Origin of the sequence: Pseudomonas sp. WS 5146, assembly GCF_012985495.1 — a bacterium.
GTDB lineage: Bacteria > Pseudomonadota > Gammaproteobacteria > Pseudomonadales > Pseudomonadaceae > Aquipseudomonas > Aquipseudomonas edaphica.
In genome coordinates this window covers 44,351-65,460 of record NZ_JAAQWL010000012.1, presented here as the reverse complement: position 1 = coordinate 65,460, position 21,110 = coordinate 44,351, and the positions used below count along the sequence as shown (strand labels likewise).

The window sequence follows — 21,110 nt, the reverse complement described above, 5'->3', positions numbered from 1 at the left end:
AGGTGCGTGTTAGGTGGGTCGGGCAAGACTGCCGGGGTTTGCAATCCTGCTCCCTCGGAGGTTCACGCATGCTCGGGCTGGTAAAGACCGCACTGCAAAAGCCCTACACGTTTATCGTGTTGGCCATATTCATCTGCATCATCGGGCCGATGGCGGCCCTGCGAACCCCCACGGATGTTTTTCCCGATATCGGCATCCCCGTCGTCGCTGTGGTTTGGCAGTACAACGGCCTGTCCCCGGACGCCATGGCCGGTCGGGTGATCTACACCTACGAACGCTCCTTGAGCACCACTGTCAACGACATCGAACACATCGAATCGCAATCGTTGCCCGGCATGGGCATCGTGAAAATCTTCTTCCAACCGGGTGTGGATATCCGCACCGCCAACGCCCAAGTCACGGCCGTGTCACAGACCGTGCTCAAGCAGATGCCACCGGGCATCACGCCGCCGCTGATCCTCAACTACAGCGCCTCCACGGTGCCGATCCTGCAACTGGCGTTTTCCAGCCCCAGCCTCTCGGAAGCCAAGATCCGCGACCTGGTACAGAACAATATCCGCCTGCCCTTGAGCGCCCTGCCCGGCCTGGCCATGCCCACGCCAATGGGTGGCAAGCAACGCCAGATCACCCTCGACCTCGACCCGCAGGCGCTGGCCGCCAAAGGCTTGTCGGCACAGGACGTGGGCAACGCCCTGGCACTGCAAAACCAGATTATTCCAGTGGGTACCGCCAAACTCGGCCCCAACGAATACACGATCCTGCTCAACAACAGCCCCAAGGCGATTGATGAGCTCAACGACCTGCCGATCAAGACGGTCGACGGCGCAATCATCACCATCGGCCAAGTGGCCCACGTGCGTGACGGCTCGCCGCCGCAGACCAACATCGTGCGCGTCGACGGCCACCGCGCGGTGCTGATGCCAGCGTTGAAAAACGGCAGTATCTCTACCCTGTCGATCATCGACGGCATCCGCCAGATGCTGCCGCGCATCAATGAAACCCTGCCGCCGTCGCTGAAGACCTCACTGCTGGGCGACGCCTCGGTGTTCGTCAAACAATCGGTGGGTAGCGTGGCCCAGGAAGGCATCATCGCGGCGCTGCTGACCAGTGCGATGATCCTGCTGTTCCTCGGCAGCTGGCGCTCCACCTTGATCATCGCCGCCTCGATTCCGTTGGCGGTGTTGTCGGCCATTGCATTGCTGGCGGCCACCGGGCAAACCCTCAACGTGATGACCCTCGGCGGGCTCGCATTGGCGGTGGGGATTCTGGTGGACGATGCCACGGTGACCATCGAAAACATCAACTGGCACCTGGAACAAGGCAAGGCGGTGAAGACCGCGATCCTCGACGGCGCCGCGCAGATCGTCGGCCCGGCGTTTGTGTCGCTGCTGTGTATCTGCATCGTGTTTGTGCCGATGTTCCTGCTGCAAGGCATCGCCGGTTACCTGTTCCGGCCGATGGCGCTGGCGGTGATTTTCGCCATGGCCAGCTCGTTCATTCTCTCGCGAACCCTGGTGCCGACCCTGGCGATGTTTTTGCTCAAGCCGCATGTGCCGGAACAAGGGCCAGGGCATCACCCGGAAGATGAATTCATCAACCATCACGAAGGTGAACAGCACAAGAAACCGCGCAACCGTGTGCTGCAATCGGTGCTGAACTTCCAGCAGGGTTTCGAACGCCATTTCTCGAATATCCGTGACACCTACCACGGCCTGCTGACCTTGGCGCTGGGCGCACGCAAGCGCTTTATCGTCGGTTTCCTGGCCTGCGTGCTGGCCTCGTTCCTGCTGTTGCCGAGCCTGGGCCAGGACTTCTTCCCGGCCACCGACGCCGGAGCGCTTGCCCTGCATGTGCGCCTGCCATTGGGCACGCGTATTGAAGAAAGCGCGGCGGCGTTCGACCGCATTGAAGCGCGGATTCGCGAAGTGATCCCGGCCGAGCAACTCGACACCATCGTCGACAACATCGGCATCCCGCTCAGCGGCATCGACATGGCCTACAGCAGCAGCGGCACCATCGGCCCGCAGGACGGCGACATCCAGGTCAGCTTGAAAAAGGACCACGCGCCGACCGCCGACTACGTGAAAAAACTGCGTGAAGCCTTGCCGCAAAGCTTCCCCGGCAGCCACTTTGCGTTCCTGCCTGCCGACATCAGCAGCCAGATTCTCAACTTCGGTGCCCCGGCGCCGCTGGACGTGAAAATCTCCGGGCGCAGCGATGCGGAAAACCGCGCCTACGCCATCGAACTGGAGCGCCGCCTGCAACATATTCCGGGCATTGCCGACCTGCGCATCCAGCAGTCCACCGGCTACCCGTCGTTGCAAGTGAACGTCGACCGTATGCGTGCCAATGGCCTGGGCATCACCGAGCGTGACGTGACCAACAGCATGGTTGCCTCGCTCGCCGGCAGCTCACAGGTGGCGCCGACGTTCTGGCTTAACCCGGCCAACGGCGTGTCGTACTCCATCGTCGCCGCCACCCCGCAATACCGCCTCGACAGCTTGCCGTCACTGGAAGCCTTGCCGGTGACCGGTGCCGATGGGCAATCGCAAATCCTCGGCGGCGTGGCGAGCATCTCTCGCGTGCAAAGCCCGGCGGTGGTGACCCACTACAACATCGAGCCGACCCTGGACCTGTATGCCAACGTGCAAGGCCGCGACCTCGGCGGCGTGGCCCGTGACGTGCAAAAGGTGCTGGATGACACCGCCTCCATGCGCCCCAAAGGCGCGGTGATCAGCCTGCACGGGCAGATCGATGCGCTGCATGAAGCGTTCAGCGGGTTGAGCTTCGGCTTGCTCGGCGCCGTGGTGCTGATCTACCTGCTGATCGTGGTCAACTTCCAGTCGTGGGCTGACCCGTTTGTGATCATCACTGCACTGCCGGCCGCACTGGCGGGGATTGTGTGGATGCTGTTCCTCAGCGGCACCTCGTTGTCGGTGCCGGCACTCACCGGCGCCATCCTCTGTATGGGCGTGGCTACCGCCAACTCAATCCTGGTGGTGAGCTTCTGCCGTGAACGCCTGGCCGAACATGGCGACGCGCTGAAGGCGGCCATGGAAGCCGGTTACACGCGCTTCCGCCCGGTGTGCATGACCGCCCTGGCGATGATCATCGGCATGTTGCCGCTGGCGATTTCCGAGGAGCAGAACGCCCCGCTCGGCCGCGCCGTTATCGGTGGCTTGATCTTCGCCACCATCGCCACATTGTTGTTTGTACCCGTGGTCTTCAGCCTGGTCCACGGTCGTCACCCTACTCGCGCAGCTGCTGGAGAAACTTCACATGTCGTCTGATCACAAACCCTCGCGCAAGCGTCTGATGCTCCTGGGTGTCGGCGGCCTCACCTTGGCCGCCCTGTTGGTCGCTAACGGCCTGCACGCCCGCACCACCCACGAAGAGGCGGTTACGGCCTGGACCGAAACCGCCGCCATCCCTCAGGTGATGGTGTTCCAGCCCAAGCAGAACGCGGCCGGCGATACCCTGCGCCTGCCCGCGCACCTCGACGCCTGGAGCAAGGCGCCGATCCATGCGCGGGTGAGCGGTTACTTGAAGGACTGGAAAGTCGACATCGGCAGCCAGGTCAAAGCCGGGCAAATCCTCGCTGAAATCGACAGCCCGGACCTCGACCAGCAACTGGCGCAAACCCACGCGCGCCTGCTCCAGGAACAGGCCAACGCACGCCTGGCCGCAACCACCGCCACACGCTGGCAGAACCTGCTCGCCAGCCATTCGGTGTCGCGTCAGGAGGCGGATGAAAAAACCTCCAACGCCGCTGCCGCCAAAGCCAACGCCGAGGCCGCCGCTGCCGACTATGCGCGGCTGTCGGCGCTGGAAAGCTACAAGACCATCCGCGCTCCGTTCGCCGGCACCATCACCGCGCGCAACACCGATATCGGCCAGTTGATCAAGGCCGACACCGACAGCGACCCGGAACTGTTCAACATCGCCGACACTCACCAACTGCGTCTGTATGTGCCGGTGCCGCAGAACTACGCGTCGGTGATCCACCCTGGGCTTGAGGCCGAGCTGACCGTACCCGAGCACCCTGGCGAGCACTTCAAGGCGCGCCTGATCGGCGACTCCACCGCCATCGACCGCCGTTCCGGCACCCTGCTTGCGCAGTTTGTCGCCGACAACCCCAACGGCGAACTGCTGCCCGGTGACTACGCCGAAGCCACGCTGCCAATCCCGGCCGACACCCACGGCGTGAGCATCCCGGCCAGCGCCTTGATCTTCCGCGCCCAAGGCACCCAAGTGGCGGTGCTGGACGCGCAGAACCATGTGCACCTGCAAGACATCCACATCGGCCTGGACCTGGGCGAACGCCTGGTGATCGACCAAGGCCTCAAACCCGCCGACCGCGTGGTCGACAACCCTCCCGACGCCCTGCGCGAAGGCGACCCGGTAGAGCTTGCCCAAGCCGGAGGTGCGCATGCGCGCAAGGTTTAACCCCCTAGCGGCGTTGGTACTATTGGCCTTGCAGGGTTGCTCGATGGCGCCCACCTACAAGGTGCCCGCCGTTGACCTGCCGGCCGGCTACCGCGAACAGACCAGCGATGGCCCGTGGCACAGCGCACAACCGTCCGACCAACTGGCACCCGAATGGTGGAAGCTCTACAACGACCCGCACCTCAATGACCTGCAACAGCAACTGCTCAACGCCAACCCGGACCTGGCGGCGGCGCTGGCTCACTTTGATGCGTCCCAGGCGTATGCCAGCCAATTGCATGCCGGGCTGTTCCCGCAAATCACCGCCAGCGCGCAGCCATTGCGCCAGCGGCAATCGGATTCGCGGCCGCTGCGTGGCGATACGCAGCCATCGGTGTACAACAGCAATACCGCAGCGTTTTCGCTGAGCTACGACCTGGACCTGTGGGGCAAGATCCGCAACCAGGTCGCAGCGGGCGACGCCCAGGCACAAGCCTCCGGGGATGACCTGGCAGTGGCGCGCCTGAGCCTGCAGCATCAATTGGCGACCCTGTATGTGCAGCTCAATGGGCTGGATGCACAGAGTCGGATCCTCAATAGCTCGCTGGAGGATTTCAGCCAGGCGCTGCAACTGACGCGCAGCCGATACGAAGGCCAGATTGCTTCCGAACTCGACCTGACCCGTGCGCAAAACCAGTTGGCCGAAGCCAAAGCCCAGCTGGATGAAGTGCGCGGGCAACGCAACCTCACCGAGCACGCCATTGGTGAATTGGTGGGGGTGGCAGCCAGCAACTTCACGTTGCCGCCAAGCCGGCAATTGATTGCCCTTCCGGGCATCCCATCGCAACTGCCGAGCCACCTGCTGCAACGTCGTCCGGACATTGCGGCGGCGGAACGGCGGGTGTTCGCGGCCAATGCCAATATTGGCGTGGCCAAGGCGGCGTGGTATCCGGATTTCAGTCTCACCGGGTTAATCGGTGGGCAGACCCAAGGGGTTGGCAACCTGCTGTCTGCCGGCAACCGCTACTGGGCGCTGGGGCCGTTGGTGAATCTGCCGATCTTTGATGGTGGGCGGCTGAGCGCCAATGAACGGCAGGCCAAGGCCGAGTTTGAAGAGGCGTCGGCGCAGTACCGTAGCCATGTGCTCAAAGCGGTGCGTGAGGTGGAAGATAACCTGGCGCAATTGCGGGACCTGCAGCAGGAAGCCCAGGATGAGCAAGCGGCAGCGGATGCGGCGCAGCATACGCAGGCATTGGCGATGAACAGCTATCAGGCCGGGGCCGTGAGCTATCTGGATGTGGTGACCGCGCAAACGGCAGCGTTGCAGGCGCAGCGGACCTTGCAGGCGGTGCAAACGCGGCAATTGCAGGCGAGTGTAGGGTTAGTCACGGCCCTCGGCGGTGGCTGGCAACCCGGCGCCTGAGACTCCCCTGTAGATCGTCCCCACGCTCCGCGTGGGCATGCAGCCGGTGACGCTCCGCGTCACAACTTTAAGGGCGGACGCAGAGCGTCCAGAGCGGCATTCCCACGCAGAGCGTGGGAACGATCTGCAACTCTGCGTCTGTTTTTTGGGGCTGCTGCGCAGCCCAACGCAGGGCAAGCCTGCTCGCCACAACAGCCCGCTTGCCACAGACTTTGTATTCAACAGAAGTTGCTTAGAGACTCCCTGTAGATCGTCCCCACGCTCCGCGTGGGCATGCAGCCGGTGACGCTCCGCGTCACGACTTTAAGGGTGGACGCAGAGCGTCCAGAGCGGCATTCCCACGCAGAGCGTGGGAACGATCTGCAAAGCACAGCTGGGACTAAAGGTGGGAGCTGGCTTGCCTGCGATGAGCATAGGTATCTACCCACCTTTTTAAAGCTGCCACAACAGCCCGCTTGCCACAGACTTTGTATTCAACAGAAGTTGCTTAGATACCTGTACTGCGATAGCCCCCTATCAGGCAGCAAGCTTCCCACTGGCAATCGCCGCCGACGCCGCCACCATCGCCCGCAGCAAGACGGCACACCCTGCCGCCAGATCATCCGGTGCGGCATTCTCGATTTCGTTATGGCTGATGCCTCCTTCACATGGCACGAAGATCATCCCCGCCGGGCCCAGTTCAGCGACAAAGATCGCGTCGTGCCCTGCCCCGCTGACGATATCCATGTTCGACAAACCCAACCCGTTCGCCGCATCGCGCACCGCGTCCACGCAGCCTTTGTCGAAGTACAACGGCGGGAAGTCAGCAGTGGGTTCCAGCTCGAACGTCAGCCCATGCTTGGCACAGGTCTCATCGATCACCTTGCGCACCTGCGCAATCATCGAATCCAGCCGCGCGGGTTCCAGGTGGCGCAAGTCCAACGTCATGCGCACTTCACCGGGGATCACGTTGCGTGAGCCTGGGTAGGCTTGCAGGCAACCGACAGTGCCGCACGCATGGGGTTGATGCCCCAACGCCGCGGCATTCACCGCCGCCACCACGGCGGCCGCGCCCACAAGCGCATCCTTGCGCAGGTGCATCGGCGTCGGCCCTGCATGCGCCTCAACACCGCGCAATTTCAGGTCGAACCACTTCTGCCCCAATGCCCCCAGCACCACGCCGATGGTTTTCTTCTCGTCCTCCAGAATCGGGCCTTGCTCGATATGCGCTTCGAAATACGCGCCCACCTTGTGGCCACTGACAGCACGCGTGCCCGCATAGCCAATCGCATTCAACGCATCGCCCACGCTGACGCCGTCCACATCAACCTTGGCCAAGGTATCAGCCAAACTGAATTTCTCGGCAAACACGCCCGAGCCCATCATGCACGGCGGGAAGCGTGAGCCTTCTTCGTTGGTCCACACCACCACTTCCAGCGGCGCTTCGGTTTCGATCTTGAGGTCATTGAGAGTGCGCAGCACTTCCACGCCCGCCAGCACGCCGAAGCAGCCGTCGAACTTGCCGCCCGTAGGCTGGGTGTCGATATGGCTGCCGGTCATCACCGGTGGAAGGTTGGGATTGCGGCCAGGGCGTCGGGCGAAAATATTGCCGATGCCATCGATGGTCACGGTGCAACCGGCTGCTTCGCACCACTGCACAAACAGGTCGCGGGCCTTGCGGTCGAGATCGGTAAGGGCCAGGCGACAAACACCGCCCTTGGGCGTGGCGCCAAGTTTGGCCAGGTCCATCAGCGACTGCCACAGGCGGTCGCGGTTGATGTGCTGATGGGTCGATTGCAGAACGTCCAGGGCAGCGTTCATGGGGATCTCCTCAGGCTGTGTTTCTTATGATTTAACTCGATCCAATGTGAACCGAGCTTGTGTGGGAGCCAGCTCCCACAGTGACCGTATTTACACAGGTGATTTGGCGGCGACCGGTCTGATGCCACGCTTGGCATTCAGGCCGTAATACAGCACCCCACCCAACGCCGAGCCGGTGAACCAGCCGTAGCTGTAAAACCAGCTGAACGCATCACTGCTCAGCGACAGCAAGGTCAGCACCACCGGCACGCCGAAGGCAACAAAGCCGCTCCAGTTCCATGCCGGGTACACGTCGTCGCGGTACAAACCGGCCAGGTCCAGTTGCTGTTTGCGCGTAATGAAATAGTCCACCACCATAATCCCGGCAATCGGGCCGAGCAGGCTGGAATAGCCCAGCAACCAGTTGGAATACACGGTTTCCAGGCTCACATCCGAGACAATCAGCCCGAGTTTTTTCAGCAGTTCGTGGGCCATCAATGCCAGCCCGACCAGGCCGGTGAGGATCACCGCCGTGGTGCGGTTGATCAGCTTGGGCGCGATGTTCTGAAAGTCGTTGGTGGGCGAGACGATGTTCGCGGCGGTGTTGGTGGACAAGGTGGCGATGATGATCAGCGCCATGGCGATGGCGACCCACACCGGACTCTGAATGTGCCCGATCAGGGTGACGGGATCGGAGACGCTGACACCCACCAGCTTCACCGACGCCGCGGTCATGATCACGCCGAGGGCGGCGAACAGGAACATGGTCAGCGGCAGGCCGAAAATCTGCCCGAGAATCTGGTCCTTCTGGCTTTTGGCGTAGCGGCTGAAGTCGGGAATGTTCAGCGACAAGGTGGCCCAGAACCCGACCATGGCTGTCAGCCCGGCCATGAAGTAACCGGTGAGGCTTGCGCCTTCGGGGCGCTTGGGTGGAATCGCCATCAGTTCACTCAGCGACACATTCGGCATCGCCCACACCAGCAAGCCTATTCCCACCGCCACCAGCAGCGGCGCCGACAAGGTTTCCAGGCGCTTGATCGACTCGGCGCCGCGCAGCACCACCCACAGGTTCAGGGTCCAGAAAATCATGAAGCCGATCACTTCACCGGTGCCACCAAGGGACTTCCAACCTTCGAAAATCGAGCCCAGGAACAGGTGAATCGCCAGCCCGCCGAACATCGTCTGGATGCCAAACCAGCCACAGGCCACCAGCGCGCGAATCAGGCACGGCACGTTGGAGCCGAGGATGCCGAAGGACGAACGCAACAGCACCGGAAACGGAATGCCGTACTTGGTACCCGGGAAAGCGTTAAGGGTCAGCGGGATCAGCACCACGATGTTGGCGAGCAAAATCGCGATCAGCGCCTCGCCCACCGACAGCCCGAAATAGGCGGTGAGCACCCCGCCCAGGGTGTAGGTCGGCACGCAGATCGACATACCGACCCACAGCGCAGTGATGTGCCACTTGTTCCAGGTGCGTTCATGCACCTTGGTCGGTGCCATGTCGTGGTTGTAGCGTGGGCTGTCGAGGACGTCGGGGCCGGCGTCGAGTTCATACAGGCCGTTGCGTTCAATGACTTGCGATCTGTTCTGTTGCATGGCCGCTCCACGGTTTTTTTAAAATTATTGTTGCTCATCCAGCGCGTGGCGCCGGATGGCCGGAGTACCTCGTAAACAACATGACATCACGGGCTCGGCCAGCCGCCACTGCACTCAAAATCCGTGCCGACAACCGCATCTGAACCCGCACCGCTTATATAACTCGCTGATGTTTATCAGCTTTCCGATTGTGCCCTGGGTACTTGTCGCCTTACTCAGGCTAAATAACGCGAAAGTTGCCCGAACTGTCAGGACTCAATCTGGTGCAACACAATTATTTTTATTTACCCACGCCGTCAAGCGGCATGTCTCAAGCGCCTGATTTGCAATAAGAAATGTTGCTCAATTCAAGAACCTGTCAAGTGCGTCAAAATGGTGAAGGGGCGCTACATTTTGGTGATTTTTAGTTTTTATCCTTATAAATCAATAAATTAATAACGATATATGCTTATAAAAAATCTTCTTGCCCATTCGAAAAACTCGGGCTAGTTTCTATTCCTGTCACCGATGACAGGATTAAACCCTGCATCGGCAAGCAGCATTACAACACTTAGAACTGGCACAAGCCGGTCAAGCCTGTGAGGAACTCGACATGTCGCTGTTGATCCGTGGCGCCACCGTTATTACCCATGATGAAAGTTACCGCGCCGATGTGTTATGCGCAGACGGTCTAATTCGCGCTATTGGCACGAATCTGGACGTTCCCGCCGGCACTGAAACACTCGATGGCAGTGGCCAATACTTGATGCCCGGCGGCATCGACCCGCATACGCACATGCAACTGCCCTTCATGGGCACTGTGGCCAGTGAAGACTTTTTCAGTGGCACGGCGGCAGGTCTGGCAGGTGGCACCACCTCGATCATCGACTTTGTGATTCCCAACCCGCAGCAATCACTGATGGAGGCCTTTCACCAGTGGCGCGGCTGGGCGGAAAAATCCGCCTCCGACTACGGTTTTCACGTGGCGATCACCTGGTGGAGCGAGCAGGTGCGCGAGGAGATGGCCGAGTTGGTCAGCCACCATGGCATCAACAGCTTCAAGCACTTCATGGCCTACAAGAACGCAATCATGGCGGCGGATGACACCTTGGTCGCCAGCTTCGAACGCTGCCTGGAACTGGGCGCGGTGCCGACGGTGCACGCAGAGAACGGTGAACTGGTGTATCACCTGCAACGCAAGTTGATGGCCCAGGGCATTACCGGGCCGGAAGCGCATCCACTGTCGCGTCCGTCCCAGGTGGAAGGTGAGGCCGCCAGCCGCGCCATTCGCATCGCCGAGACCATCGGCACGCCGTTGTACCTGGTGCATGTGTCGACCCAGGAGGCACTGGATGAAATCACCTACGCCCGTGGCAAAGGCCAGCCGGTCTACGGCGAAGTGCTCGCCGGGCACTTGCTGCTGGATGACAGCGTGTACCAGCACCCCGACTGGCAAACCGCCGCAGGCTATGTGATGAGCCCGCCGTTCCGCCCGCGAGGGCATCAGGAAGCACTCTGGCACGGCTTGCAGTCCGGCAACCTGCACACCACCGCCACCGACCACTGCTGCTTCTGCGCCGAGCAAAAAGCTGCCGGCCGTGATGACTTCAGCAAGATCCCCAACGGCACCGCCGGTATCGAAGACCGCATGGCACTGCTGTGGCACGAGGGCGTGAACACCGGGCGGTTGTCGATGCAGGAGTTCGTCGCGCTGACGTCGACCAATACCGCGAAGATCTTCAATCTCTACCCGCGCAAAGGCGCGATCCGCGTGGGTGCCGATGCAGACCTGGTGCTGTGGGACCCCCAGGGCACACGCACGATTTCGGCCAAGACCCACCATCAGAAAGTCGACTTCAACATCTTCGAAGGCAAGACCGTGCGCGGCGTGCCGAGCCACACCATCAGCCAGGGCAAGCTGGTATGGGCCGATGGTGATTTGCGCGCCGAGCGCGGTGCCGGGCGGTATGTGGAACGGCCGGCGTACCCGGCGGTGTTTGAGCAGTTGAGCAAGCGGGCTGAGCATTCCAGGCCCACTGCTGTAAAGCGCTGAGACCGCTATCGCAGGCAAGCCAGCTCCCACATGTTGATGTGCGAACACATTCAAATGTGGGAGCTGGCTTGCCTGCGATGAGGCCGGTACAGGCAAAAAAAATGCCCGCCAGAGGCAATCCCAAAAAAACCGTGAGGCCAAAACCGTGATCCAGACCCTGACCCACCTCCCCCATCCCCATGAAGATGGGCCGACACTCGCCAGCCACTTCACCGACCTGGCGCCGCCCCTCAACGCCCGCCAGGCGCAACTGGAAGCCTCGCGATGCCTGTATTGCTACGACGCGCCTTGCGTGAATGCGTGCCCCAGCGAAATCGACATCCCGTCGTTCATCCGCAATATCCACACCGAGAACGTGCAGGGCGCCGCGCAGAAAATCCTCTCGGCCAATATCCTCGGCGGCAGCTGCGCTCGCGTGTGCCCCACCGAGATTCTGTGCCAGCAAGCCTGCGTACGTAACAACGCCGAAGAATGCGCGCCGGTGCTGATCGGCCTGTTGCAGCGCTACGCCATCGACAACGCGCACTTTCGCGAACACCCGTTCCAGCGCGCTGCACCGACCGGTAAACGCATCGCCGTGGTCGGCGCCGGGCCTGCGGGCCTGGCTTGCGCACACCGCGCGGCCCTGCATGGCCATGACGTGGTGATTTTCGAAGCACGGGAAAAAGCTGGCGGCCTGAACGAATACGGGATCGCCAAATACAAGCTGGTGGATGACTTCGCCCAGAAGGAGCTGGATTTCCTCCTGCAGATCGGCGGCATCGAGATCCGTCACGGCCAGCGCCTGGGTAGCAACCTGACGTTGAGCGAACTGCATCAGCAATTCGATTCGGTATTCTTGGGCCTCGGCCTTGCCGCCAGCAAACAGCTGGGCTTGCCCCATGAAGATGCGCCCGGCCTGCTCGCCGCCACCGACTATATCCGCGAACTGCGCCAGGCCGATGACTTGAGCCAACTGCCGCTGGCCGACCGCTGCATCGTGCTCGGCGCCGGCAATACCGCCATCGACATGGCCGTGCAAATGGCCCGCCTGGGCGCCCGCGATGTCAACCTGGTGTACCGCCGTGGCTTGGCCGACATGGGCGCCACTCACCATGAACAAGAGATTGCCAAGGCCAATCAGGTACGGCTGCTGACCTGGGCTCAACCGGATGAAGTGTTGCTGGATGATCAAGGCCGTGTGCGCGGCATGCGTTTTTTGCGCACGCACATGGAGAACGGTCGCCTGCTCCCCACTGGCGAGACCTTTGAACTGGCCTGCGACGCGATCTTCAAAGCCATCGGCCAGGGTTTTGACAACGAGGCGCTGCACGACCCGTTGGCTCAGCAACTGCACCGCGTGGGCGAACGCATCTTCGTCGACGAGCAGCTGCAAACCAGTATCCCAGGCGTCTATGCCGGTGGCGATTGCGTCAGCCTCGGCCAGGACCTCACCGTGCAGGCTGTGCAACACGGCAAGCTGGCCGCCGAAGCCATGCACGCCCAACTCATGCTGAACGTGGAGGCTGCGTAATGGCCGATCTCTCGATTGTATTTGCCGGTATCAAAGCCCCCAACCCGTTCTGGCTGGCCTCCGCGCCGCCCACCGACAAGGCCTACAACGTGGTCCGCGCCTTCGAAGCCGGCTGGGGCGGCGTGGTGTGGAAAACCCTCGGTGAAGACCCGGCGGCGGTCAACGTATCTTCCCGTTACTCGGCGCACTATGGCGCCAACCGCGAGGTACTGGGCATCAACAATATCGAGTTGATCACCGACCGCTCCCTGGAGATCAACCTCAAGGAAATCACCCAGGTGAAAAAGGATTGGCCCGACCGCGCATTGATCGTGTCGCTGATGGTGCCGTGCGTTGAAGAGTCCTGGAAGAACATCCTGCCGCTGGTGGAGGCCACCGGTTGCGATGGCATCGAGCTGAACTTCGGCTGCCCCCACGGCATGCCCGAGCGCGGCATGGGCGCAGCGGTCGGCCAGGTGCCGGAGTATGTGGAACAGGTGACGCGCTGGTGCAAGACCTACTGCTCGCTGCCGGTGATCGTCAAGCTCACGCCGAACATCACCGACATCCGCGTGGCGGCACGCGCGGCGTATCGCGGCGGCGCGGATGCGGTGTCGCTGATCAACACCATCAACTCCATCACCAGTGTGGACCTGGAGCGCATGGTCGCCCTGCCGGTGGTCGGCACGCAAAGTACCCATGGCGGTTATTGCGGCTCGGCGGTCAAGCCGATTGCGTTGAACATGGTCGCCGAAATCGCCCGCGACCCGCAGACCCAAGGGCTGCCGATCTGCGGCATCGGCGGCATTGGCAACTGGCGCGACGCGGCGGAATTTGTCGCCCTGGGCTGCGGCGCGGTGCAGGTGTGCACGGCGGCGATGCTGCATGGGTTTCGGATTGTGGAAGAGATGAAGGACGGGCTGTCGCGGTGGATGGACAGCCAGGGTTACGCCAGCCTGCAGGCGTTTTCCGGGCGGGCGGTGGGCAATACCACGGATTGGAAGTACCTGGATATCAACTATCAGGTAATTGCCAAGATCGATCAGGAGGCGTGTATCGGCTGCGGGCGTTGCCATATTGCCTGCGAGGACACCTCGCACCAGGCGATTGCCAGCTTGAAGCAGGCGGACGGCACGCACAAATACGAGGTGATTGATGATGAGTGTGTTGGCTGCAATTTGTGCCAGATCACTTGCCCGGTGGCCGATTGCATCGAGATGGTGCCGATAGAAACGGGCAAGCCGTTTTTGAACTGGACGCAGGATCCGCGTAACCCTTACCGCGAGGCTGTGTAAGTTACCTTTTGAAATGATCGTTCCCACGCTCCGCGTGGGAATGCAGCCAGGGACGCTCCGCGTCCCAAGAGCGGACGCAGAGCGTCCAGTGAGGCATTCCCACGCAGAGCGTGGGAACGATCATCAAGGCTCCAAGCCAATCCCACGCAAAATCACACTGGTCACCGTCTGGATTGCCTTCTCGAACTGCCTGTCCGACAACGGCTGGTGATCATTCAAGATCTTCACCTGGTGATCAAAGTCCGCATAGTGCTGGGTCGAGGCCCAAATCATATACAGCAGGCTCGACGGCTCCACCGGCAGGATGCGCTTGTCTTCCACCCACTGACGAATTTTCGCCTCCTTCATCTTGGCCCAGTCGTACAGGCTTTCGTCCAGCGCCTCACCGAGGGTCGGCGCGCCGTGGATGATTTCATTCGCCCAGACTTTCGAACCATGCGGCCGCGTGCGTGAGCGCTGCATCTTGGCGCGGATGTAACTGCTGAGCACCACGCGCGGGTCATCGAAGGTTTCAAAGCTCAGGGCGTCCTGCTTCCACAGGTCCAGCAGGTCGAACAGCACGGCGCTGTACAGCTCGCTTTTGGTGCTGAAGTAGTAATGCAGGTTGGAGCGCGGCAGTTGCACTTCTTCGGCAATATCGGCCATGGCGGTGCTGCCATAGCCCTTCTCGGCAAAGACTTTCTCTGCCGCCAGCAGGATTTTCTCGACGTTGCTGCGCCGGATACCGATCTTGTGATTGCCCATGGATGATGGAGCCCCAGTCACTTTTAAATACAATTCATTTTCAACCATCACATCATGAACCGCCTCATTAGGCTACACGCCATTGATCGCCAGATCGGCGCCAGCGCTTCAAAGCCCGCAGTATTCCAAGGCGTCAGCCTGCGTGATCGAGCTATGATCGGCGCATCTGAACCGGACACCCCTGACCTATGGCCGTTGACCTGCACGCCCTCTACCCGAAATTGATCCACTTGATGCTGGACACGGTCTTCGTGGTCGACAGTGACAACCTGATCGTGTTTGTCAGCGATGCCTGCGAAGCCCTGCTCGGTTACCGCGCCGATGAACTGACCGGCACGCCCATTACCGACTACATGCACCCCGAAGACCTGGCGCGCACGCGGGCTTCGATTGTGCGGGTCATGAATGGCCGGCCCCATGTGGATTTTCGCAACCGTTATCTGCGCAAGGATGGCAGCGTGGTGCACATCCTGTGGGCGGCGTTCTGGTCCGAAGAAGTCGGCGCGCGCATCGGCGTGGCGCGCGACGGGACGGCGCTCACCCAGGCCGAGGAGGAACTGCGCTTCCTCGCCCACCATGACCCGCTGACGGCACTCACCAACCGCTCGTTGTTCAACGATGGCCTGGCGTCGGCCCTGCACACCGCACAGCGTCATAACACCCGGCTGGCGTTGCTGTTTCTGGACGTCAATGACTTCAAGGGCATCAACGATGTGCATGGCCACGCGGTGGGCGATCGCGTGCTCTGCGTGATTGCACGGCGGCTGGAACGTTGCGTGCGTGACAGCGACCTGGTGGCGCGCATGGGCGGCGACGAATTCACGGTGTTGCTGACCGATGTGCAGTCACACGAAACGGTTAGCGCCAAAGTCGCGCAAATTCTCGCGGCCATGGCCGAGCCGCTGGGCGCTGAGTTTGGCCCGGTCAAGATGCCGTCGTGCAGTGTGGGCGTGGCGTTTTATCCGGCCGACGGTGCAGACGCCGATACCCTGCTCAGCCACGCAGACAGCGATATGTACAGGATAAAAAGGCTGCGGTTGGCCGCCGAGTGATGAAACTTCCTACCCGAACCTTTCCCGCCAAAAACGGATTGGTTAGGATCGCGGTCCACTTGAAGGATCATTGCAATGACTATTCGACCTCGCGTGGCCGCCGACGACCCGGTGCTGGGCGCACTGTGGGAGCGCTCGGTGCGAGCCACCCATGACTTCCTCCCCGAGGACGACATCCAGCGTTTGCTGCCGCTGGTGCGCGACGCCTACCTGCCAATGCCGGCCCTCGACGTGTGGGTGTATGAAGACCACCACGGTATCGCCGGTTTTATCGGCACTGGCGGGCATAACGTCGAAATGCTGTTTATCGACCCCGAGCGCCGCGGCCAGGGCGTCGGCCGCCAATTGCTCGACCACGCCCGCGCCCGTCATGACACGCTGACCGTGGACGTCAACGAACAAAACCCGCAGGCCGTGGGTTTCTATCTGCATTATGGTTTTATCCAGGTCGCGCGCTCGCCGCTGGATGGCGAAGGCAAACCCTTTCCCTTGTTGCACATGGCATTACCGACTCACTCACTTGAAGGTACTGAACAATGCTGATCAAGAAAGCCCTCACCACTGTCACCCTGCTCGCTTCCCTGCTGGGCGCCTCTGCGGCATTTGCCCACGCCCATCTCAAAAGTTCGACACCGGCGGCAGACAGCACGGTTGCTGCGCCCGCCGACCTGCGCCTGACCTTCAGCGAAGGCGTCGAGGCCACCTTCACCAAAGTGTCCCTGAGCAAAGACGGCACCGAACTCGCCATCAAAGGCCTGGAAACCCCGGACGCCGACAAGAAAACCCTGGTGGTCACACCCGCCGCGCCGCTGGCCGCCGGCAACTACAAAGTGGTGTGGAACGCCGTCTCGGTCGACACCCACAAGAGCAACGGTGAGTACACCTTCAAGGTCGGCCAATAACCCATGGCAACCCTGCTGGTGCTGTGCCGCTTCGTGCATTTCATCGTCGTGCTGTTGATGTTCGGGGCCTGTGCCTTCAGGCCCTGGCTGCTGGGCAACGAAGTGCAACCGGTACTCGACCGACAACTGCTGCGCATCACCCGCGCCCTGGCCTGGCTGGGGTTGTTCTCCGGCGTGGCCTGGCTGCTGTTGATCACCGCCAGCATGGCGGACAGCTGGGACGCGGCGCTGCAACCGGCCACCGTACAGTTGGTGCTGGGCAAAACCTTTTTCGGCCAGGTGTGGGTCTGGCATCTGTTGCTGAACCTGCTGCTGGTAGTGGTGTTGCTCAAACCCCGGCCGGCCTTGCGCCTGCCGTTGACCGCACTGCAGTTGGCGACGCTGGCACCGGTCGGCCATGGCGCCATGCTCAATGGGCTGAGCGGCCAATTGCTGATCCTCAATCAAGTGGTGCACCTGGTGTGCGTCGGCGCTTGGCTGGGCGGGTTGTTGCTGCTGGTGCTGATTCTGCGGCTGTCGCCAAAGCCTGCGCTGGAGCCGATCCTCAAGCGCTTCAGCGGCGTGGGTTATGGCCTGGTTGCCGGTTTGCTGGTAACGGGTTTGATCAATGTTCGCGTGCTGACCGGGCAGCTGTGGCCCACGCCGCTGTTTAACGGGTTTGCGCTGATTCTGTTGATCAAGGTGCTGCTGGTGCTGGGTATGTTGGCGCTGGCGCTGTTGAACCGGTTGCGTATCGAGCGCTGTGAGGAGCGAGTGGGCAGTTTGAAAGCCAGTGTGATGCTCGAATGGTTGCTGGGTATTGCAGCAGTAGCCGCGGTGTCCCTGCTGGGCACCTTGCCACCGATGGTGATGGCCGGCTGAAGATCTCTGTGGGAGCTGGCTTGCCTGCGATGCAGACACCGCGGCCCCACAGTTACACCGCGTCGATGCCATCGCAGGCAAGCCAGCTCCCACATGGACCGTGCCCGCTTTTCATCGATGCGCTCTTGGTCATCGTATAACTTCTGCTTGACAGCCCCCGAAAACCCCGCAAATATCCCTCGCAATGTTGTACGACAACGTATAACAAATAATAAAAACAACAAAATGGAAGGGAGCTTCACTGTGCCTCAATTCGCCCGTAATTCCTCCTCGCGTCTCGGTCTTATCAGCCTCAGCAGCCTGGCACTCGCCCTGCCCCTCAGCGCCCAGGCAGAAGGCTTTATCGACGATGCCAAAGCCACGCTCAACCTGCGCAATGCCTACTTCAATCGCAATTTCACCAACCCCACGTACCCACAAGCCAAGGCCGAAGAATGGACGCAGAACTTCATTCTCGACGCCAAATCCGGCTTTACCCAAGGCACCGTGGGCTTCGGGATTGACGTACTCGGCCTGTATTCTCAGAAGCTCGATGGCGGTAAAGGCACCGGCGGCACCCAACTGTTGCCGCTCGACAGAGATGGCCGCCCTGCCGACAATTTCGGACGCCTGGGCGTGGCACTGAAAACCCGGCTGTCCAAAACCGAACTGAAAGTTGGCGAATGGATGCCGGTACTGCCGATCCTGCGCTCGGACGACGGCCGCTCCTTGCCGCAGACCTTTCGTGGCGGCCAGGTAACCTCCAATGAAATCGCCGGGCTGACGCTCTACGGCGGGCAATTTCGCGGCAATAGCCCACGCAACGATGGGAGCATGGAAGACATGTTCATGAACGGCAAAGCCGCGTTCACCTCGGACCGTTTCAACTTCGGCGGCGGCGAATACACCTTCAACGACAAACGCACCCAGGTCGGCGTGTGGTACGCCGAACTCACCGACATCTACCAGCAGCAATACCTGAACCTGACCCACAGCCAGCCGGTCGGCGACTGGACGTTTGGCGCCAACCTGGGGTTCTTCAATGGCAAGGAGGACGGCAGCGCCCTGGCCGGCAACCTCGATAACAAAACCTATTCCGCCCTGCTCTCGGCCAAATACAAAGGCAACGCCTTCTATGTCGGCCTGCAAAAACTCACCGGCGACAGCGTGTGGATGAGGGTCAACGGCACCAGCGGCGGCACCCTGGCCAACGATAGCTACAACGCCAGCTACGACAATGCCAAGGAAAAATCCTGGCAGATACGCCATGACTTCAACTTCGTGGTACTCGGCATTCCGGGGCTGACCATGATGAACCGGTATATCAGCGGCAATAACGTACACACTGGCGCCATCACCGACGGCAAGGAATGGGGCCGCGAGTCGGAGCTGGCCTACACGGTGCAGAGCGGCACACTGAAGGATTTGAATGTGCGCTGGCGCAACTCGACCATGCGTCGGGATTTCAGCAACAACGAGTTTGATGAGAATCGGATCTTTGTCAGCTACCCGATCTCGTTGCTGTAACGCGCTCCCTGCAGGCACTGACATGTGTAGCAGCCCGCTTGTGTGGGAGCTGGCTTGCCTGCGATAGCGCAGGATCAGCAAAAGAAATGTCAGTTAGCCGACCGCAATCGCAGGCAAGCCAGCTCCCACCTTTTGAGCATCACTTGCCTGCAAGGGCGTTGACAACCCAGGGAGTCCAAAACGATACTTCCATCAAGTCATACGACAACCTACAACAACAATGGAATTCCCATGACCACCACCACGCCTGTCCCCTTCAACCGCCTGCTGCTCACCGGCGCCGCCGGCGGCCTGGGCAAAGTCTTGCGCGAACGCATGCGCCCTTATGCCCAGGTATTGCGCCTGTCGGACATCGCCAACATGGCCCCGGCGGCCGGTGAGTTCGAAGAAGTGCAACCCTGTGACCTGGCCGACAAACAGGCTGTGCACCAACTGGTGGAAGGCGTCGATGCCATCCTGCACTTCGGCGGTGTGTCGGTGGAGCGCTCTTTCGAAGAAGTGCTGGGCGCAAACATCAGCGGTGTTTTCCATATCTACGAAGCCGCCCGCCGCCATGGCGTGAAACGAGTGATCTTCGCCAGCTCCAACCATGTGATCGGCTTTTACAAGCAAGACGAACAGATCGACGCCCACTCCCCACGTCGCCCGGACAGCTACTACGGCTTATCCAAATCCTACGGCGAAGACATGGCCAGCTTCTACTTCGACCGCTACGGCATCGAGACCGTGAGCATCCGCATCGGCTCCTCGTTCCCGGAACCCCAGAACCGCAGGATGATGCACACCTGGTTGAGTTTCGATGACCTGACCCAACTGCTCGAGCGCGCGCTGTACACGCCCAATGTCGGCCACACCGTGGTCTACGGCATGTCGGATAACCTCGACACCTGGTGGGACAACCGCTACGCCGCGCACCTGGGTTTTGTGCCCAAGGACAGCTCCGAGGTGTTCCGCACCAAGGTCGAAACCCAGCCGCCAGTGGCCGCCGATGACCCGGCCGCGGTCTACCAGGGCGGCGCGTTCTGCGCGGCGGGGCCGTTTGGTGACTGAACGTACATCAACCCAAGGGAATGAGTTGCCATGACCGCTGAACTGATCGTCGACGCCCGCAATGCCGTGGGTGAATGCCCGGTGTGGGTGCCGCAGGAAAACGCGCTGTACTGGGTGGACATCCCCAACGGTGGCCTGCAACGCTGGGACGCCGCCACCGGCCACGTCGCCGCCTGGAAAGCCCCGCAGATGCTCGCCTGTATTGCCCGCACCGACGCGGGCAATTGGCTCGCGGGCATGGAAAGCGGGTTTTTCCAACTCACCCCGCATAACGACGGCAGCCTCGACACCACGCCTCTGGCGAGCATCGAGCACCCACGCCCGGACATGCGCCTCAACGATGGCCGCTGCGATCGCCAGGGCCGTTTCTGGGCTGGCAGCATGGTGCTGAACATGGGCCTGAATGCGGCCGAAGGCACCCTGTACCGCTATGCGTCAGGCGCCGCGCCGCATGCGCAACTGAACGGGTTCATCACCCTCAATGGCCTGGCGTTCAGCCCGGACGGCCGCACGATGTACGCCTCGGATTCACACCCGCTGGTGCAGCAGGTCTGGGCGTTCGATTACGACATCGACACCGGCACGCCATCCAACCGCCGCGTATTTATCGACATGCATCAATTCCTCGGGCGCCCCGATGGCGCGGCAGTCGACGCCGAGGGTTGCTACTGGATCTGCGCCAACGACGCGGGGCTGGTTCACCGCTTCACCCCGGATGGCCGTCTGGACCGCTCCCTCAGCGTGCCGGTAAAAAAACCCACCATGTGCGCCTTCGGCGGCAGCCGGCTGGACACCTTGTTCGTCACCTCGATTCGTGATGACCACAGTGAGCAGTCGGTCGCCGGCGGCGTGTTTGCCCTCAACCCCGGCGTCAGCGGATTGCCGGAGCCCACGTTCACCCTCTAGCTGCATCGCTGTGCCTTGAATACAACAACAATAAGACAGGAGTG

The 21,110-nt window shown here is 61.4% G+C and carries 16 protein-coding genes; 13 read left to right on the top strand and 3 right to left on the bottom strand.

Going from position 1 to position 21,110, the window contains the following annotated elements; all coding sequences use genetic code 11:
- Nucleotides 1-68 precede the first annotated feature (68 nt).
- From HBO41_RS25190 to HBO41_RS25180, 3 genes are read left to right on the top strand one after another with little or no spacing between them, the layout of a single operon-like run.
- A complete protein-coding gene (locus HBO41_RS25190) occupies nt 69-3,290 on the top strand; it encodes an efflux RND transporter permease subunit (RefSeq protein WP_169988159.1) in 3,222 nt (1,073 codons plus the stop codon).
- Complete coding sequence (locus HBO41_RS25185) at nt 3,280-4,446, top strand: efflux RND transporter periplasmic adaptor subunit (RefSeq protein WP_099550015.1); 1,167 nt, start codon at nt 3,280-3,282, stop codon at nt 4,444-4,446. Before HBO41_RS25190 ends, HBO41_RS25185 begins: the two co-directional genes overlap by 11 nt.
- On the top strand, nt 4,430-5,848 hold the full coding sequence (locus HBO41_RS25180; RefSeq protein ID WP_169988157.1) for an efflux transporter outer membrane subunit: 1,419 nt from the start codon (nt 4,430-4,432) through the stop codon (nt 5,846-5,848). The genes HBO41_RS25185 and HBO41_RS25180 overlap by 17 nt, the downstream gene beginning before the upstream one ends.
- Nucleotides 5,849-6,364: 516 nt before the next feature.
- On the opposite strand, the gene HBO41_RS25175 is transcribed toward HBO41_RS25180, so the two are convergent.
- Together HBO41_RS25175 and HBO41_RS25170 are read right to left on the bottom strand one after the other, a co-directional pair.
- Nucleotides 6,365-7,648 (bottom strand): Zn-dependent hydrolase, encoded by a 1,284-nt coding sequence (locus HBO41_RS25175; protein ID WP_169988155.1) that lies wholly within the window; start codon nt 7,646-7,648, stop codon nt 6,365-6,367.
- Nucleotides 7,649-7,738: 90 nt separating this feature from the next.
- On the bottom strand, nt 7,739-9,226 hold the full coding sequence (locus tag HBO41_RS25170) for an NCS1 family nucleobase:cation symporter-1 (RefSeq protein ID WP_169988153.1): 1,488 nt from the start codon (nt 9,224-9,226) through the stop codon (nt 7,739-7,741).
- Between the two features lie 592 nt (nt 9,227-9,818).
- On the opposite strand from HBO41_RS25170, the gene hydA reads away from it, so the two are divergent.
- From hydA to preA, 3 genes are all read left to right on the top strand, one after another.
- On the top strand, nt 9,819-11,258 hold the full coding sequence (gene hydA, locus HBO41_RS25165) for a dihydropyrimidinase (RefSeq protein ID WP_169988151.1): 1,440 nt from the start codon (nt 9,819-9,821) through the stop codon (nt 11,256-11,258).
- Between the two features lie 145 nt (nt 11,259-11,403).
- A complete protein-coding gene (locus HBO41_RS25160; protein ID WP_099550009.1) occupies nt 11,404-12,771 on the top strand; it encodes an NAD(P)-dependent oxidoreductase in 1,368 nt (455 codons plus the stop codon).
- Entirely contained in the window at nt 12,771-14,045 is a 1,275-nt protein-coding gene (gene preA, locus HBO41_RS25155; protein ID WP_017136449.1) for an NAD-dependent dihydropyrimidine dehydrogenase subunit PreA, read from the top strand. The genes HBO41_RS25160 and preA overlap by 1 nt, the downstream gene beginning before the upstream one ends.
- Before the next feature lie 123 nt (nt 14,046-14,168).
- Here preA and HBO41_RS25150 read toward each other — a convergent pair whose 3' ends face one another.
- Entirely contained in the window at nt 14,169-14,789 is a 621-nt protein-coding gene (locus HBO41_RS25150) for a TetR/AcrR family transcriptional regulator (protein WP_017136448.1), read from the bottom strand.
- 188 nt (nt 14,790-14,977) lie between these two features.
- On the opposite strand from HBO41_RS25150, the gene HBO41_RS29680 reads away from it, so the two are divergent.
- From HBO41_RS29680 to HBO41_RS25115, 7 genes are all read left to right on the top strand, one after another.
- Nucleotides 14,978-15,841, top strand: a complete 864-nt coding sequence (locus HBO41_RS29680) for a sensor domain-containing diguanylate cyclase (RefSeq protein WP_169988149.1) — start codon at nt 14,978-14,980, stop codon at nt 15,839-15,841.
- Nucleotides 15,842-15,916: 75 nt separating this feature from the next.
- Nucleotides 15,917-16,384, top strand: coding sequence for a GNAT family N-acetyltransferase (locus HBO41_RS25140; protein ID WP_017136446.1), 468 nt, complete (start codon nt 15,917-15,919; stop codon nt 16,382-16,384).
- Nucleotides 16,378-16,743, top strand: a complete 366-nt coding sequence (copC, locus tag HBO41_RS25135) for a copper homeostasis periplasmic binding protein CopC (RefSeq protein ID WP_017136445.1) — start codon at nt 16,378-16,380, stop codon at nt 16,741-16,743. The genes HBO41_RS25140 and copC overlap by 7 nt, the downstream gene beginning before the upstream one ends.
- Before the next feature lie 3 nt (nt 16,744-16,746).
- A complete protein-coding gene (gene copD, locus HBO41_RS25130; RefSeq protein ID WP_169988147.1) occupies nt 16,747-17,604 on the top strand; it encodes a copper homeostasis membrane protein CopD in 858 nt (285 codons plus the stop codon).
- A gap of 243 nt (nt 17,605-17,847) precedes the next feature.
- Entirely contained in the window at nt 17,848-19,110 is a 1,263-nt protein-coding gene (locus tag HBO41_RS25125) for an OprD family porin (RefSeq protein ID WP_169988145.1), read from the top strand.
- 231 nt (nt 19,111-19,341) lie between these two features.
- Nucleotides 19,342-20,160 (top strand): NAD(P)-dependent oxidoreductase, encoded by an 819-nt coding sequence (locus tag HBO41_RS25120; protein ID WP_099550005.1) that lies wholly within the window; start codon nt 19,342-19,344, stop codon nt 20,158-20,160.
- Nucleotides 20,161-20,190: 30 nt separating this feature from the next.
- Nucleotides 20,191-21,066 (top strand): SMP-30/gluconolactonase/LRE family protein, encoded by an 876-nt coding sequence (locus HBO41_RS25115; RefSeq protein ID WP_099550004.1) that lies wholly within the window; start codon nt 20,191-20,193, stop codon nt 21,064-21,066.
- The last annotated feature ends 44 nt before the right edge of the window (nt 21,067-21,110 follow it).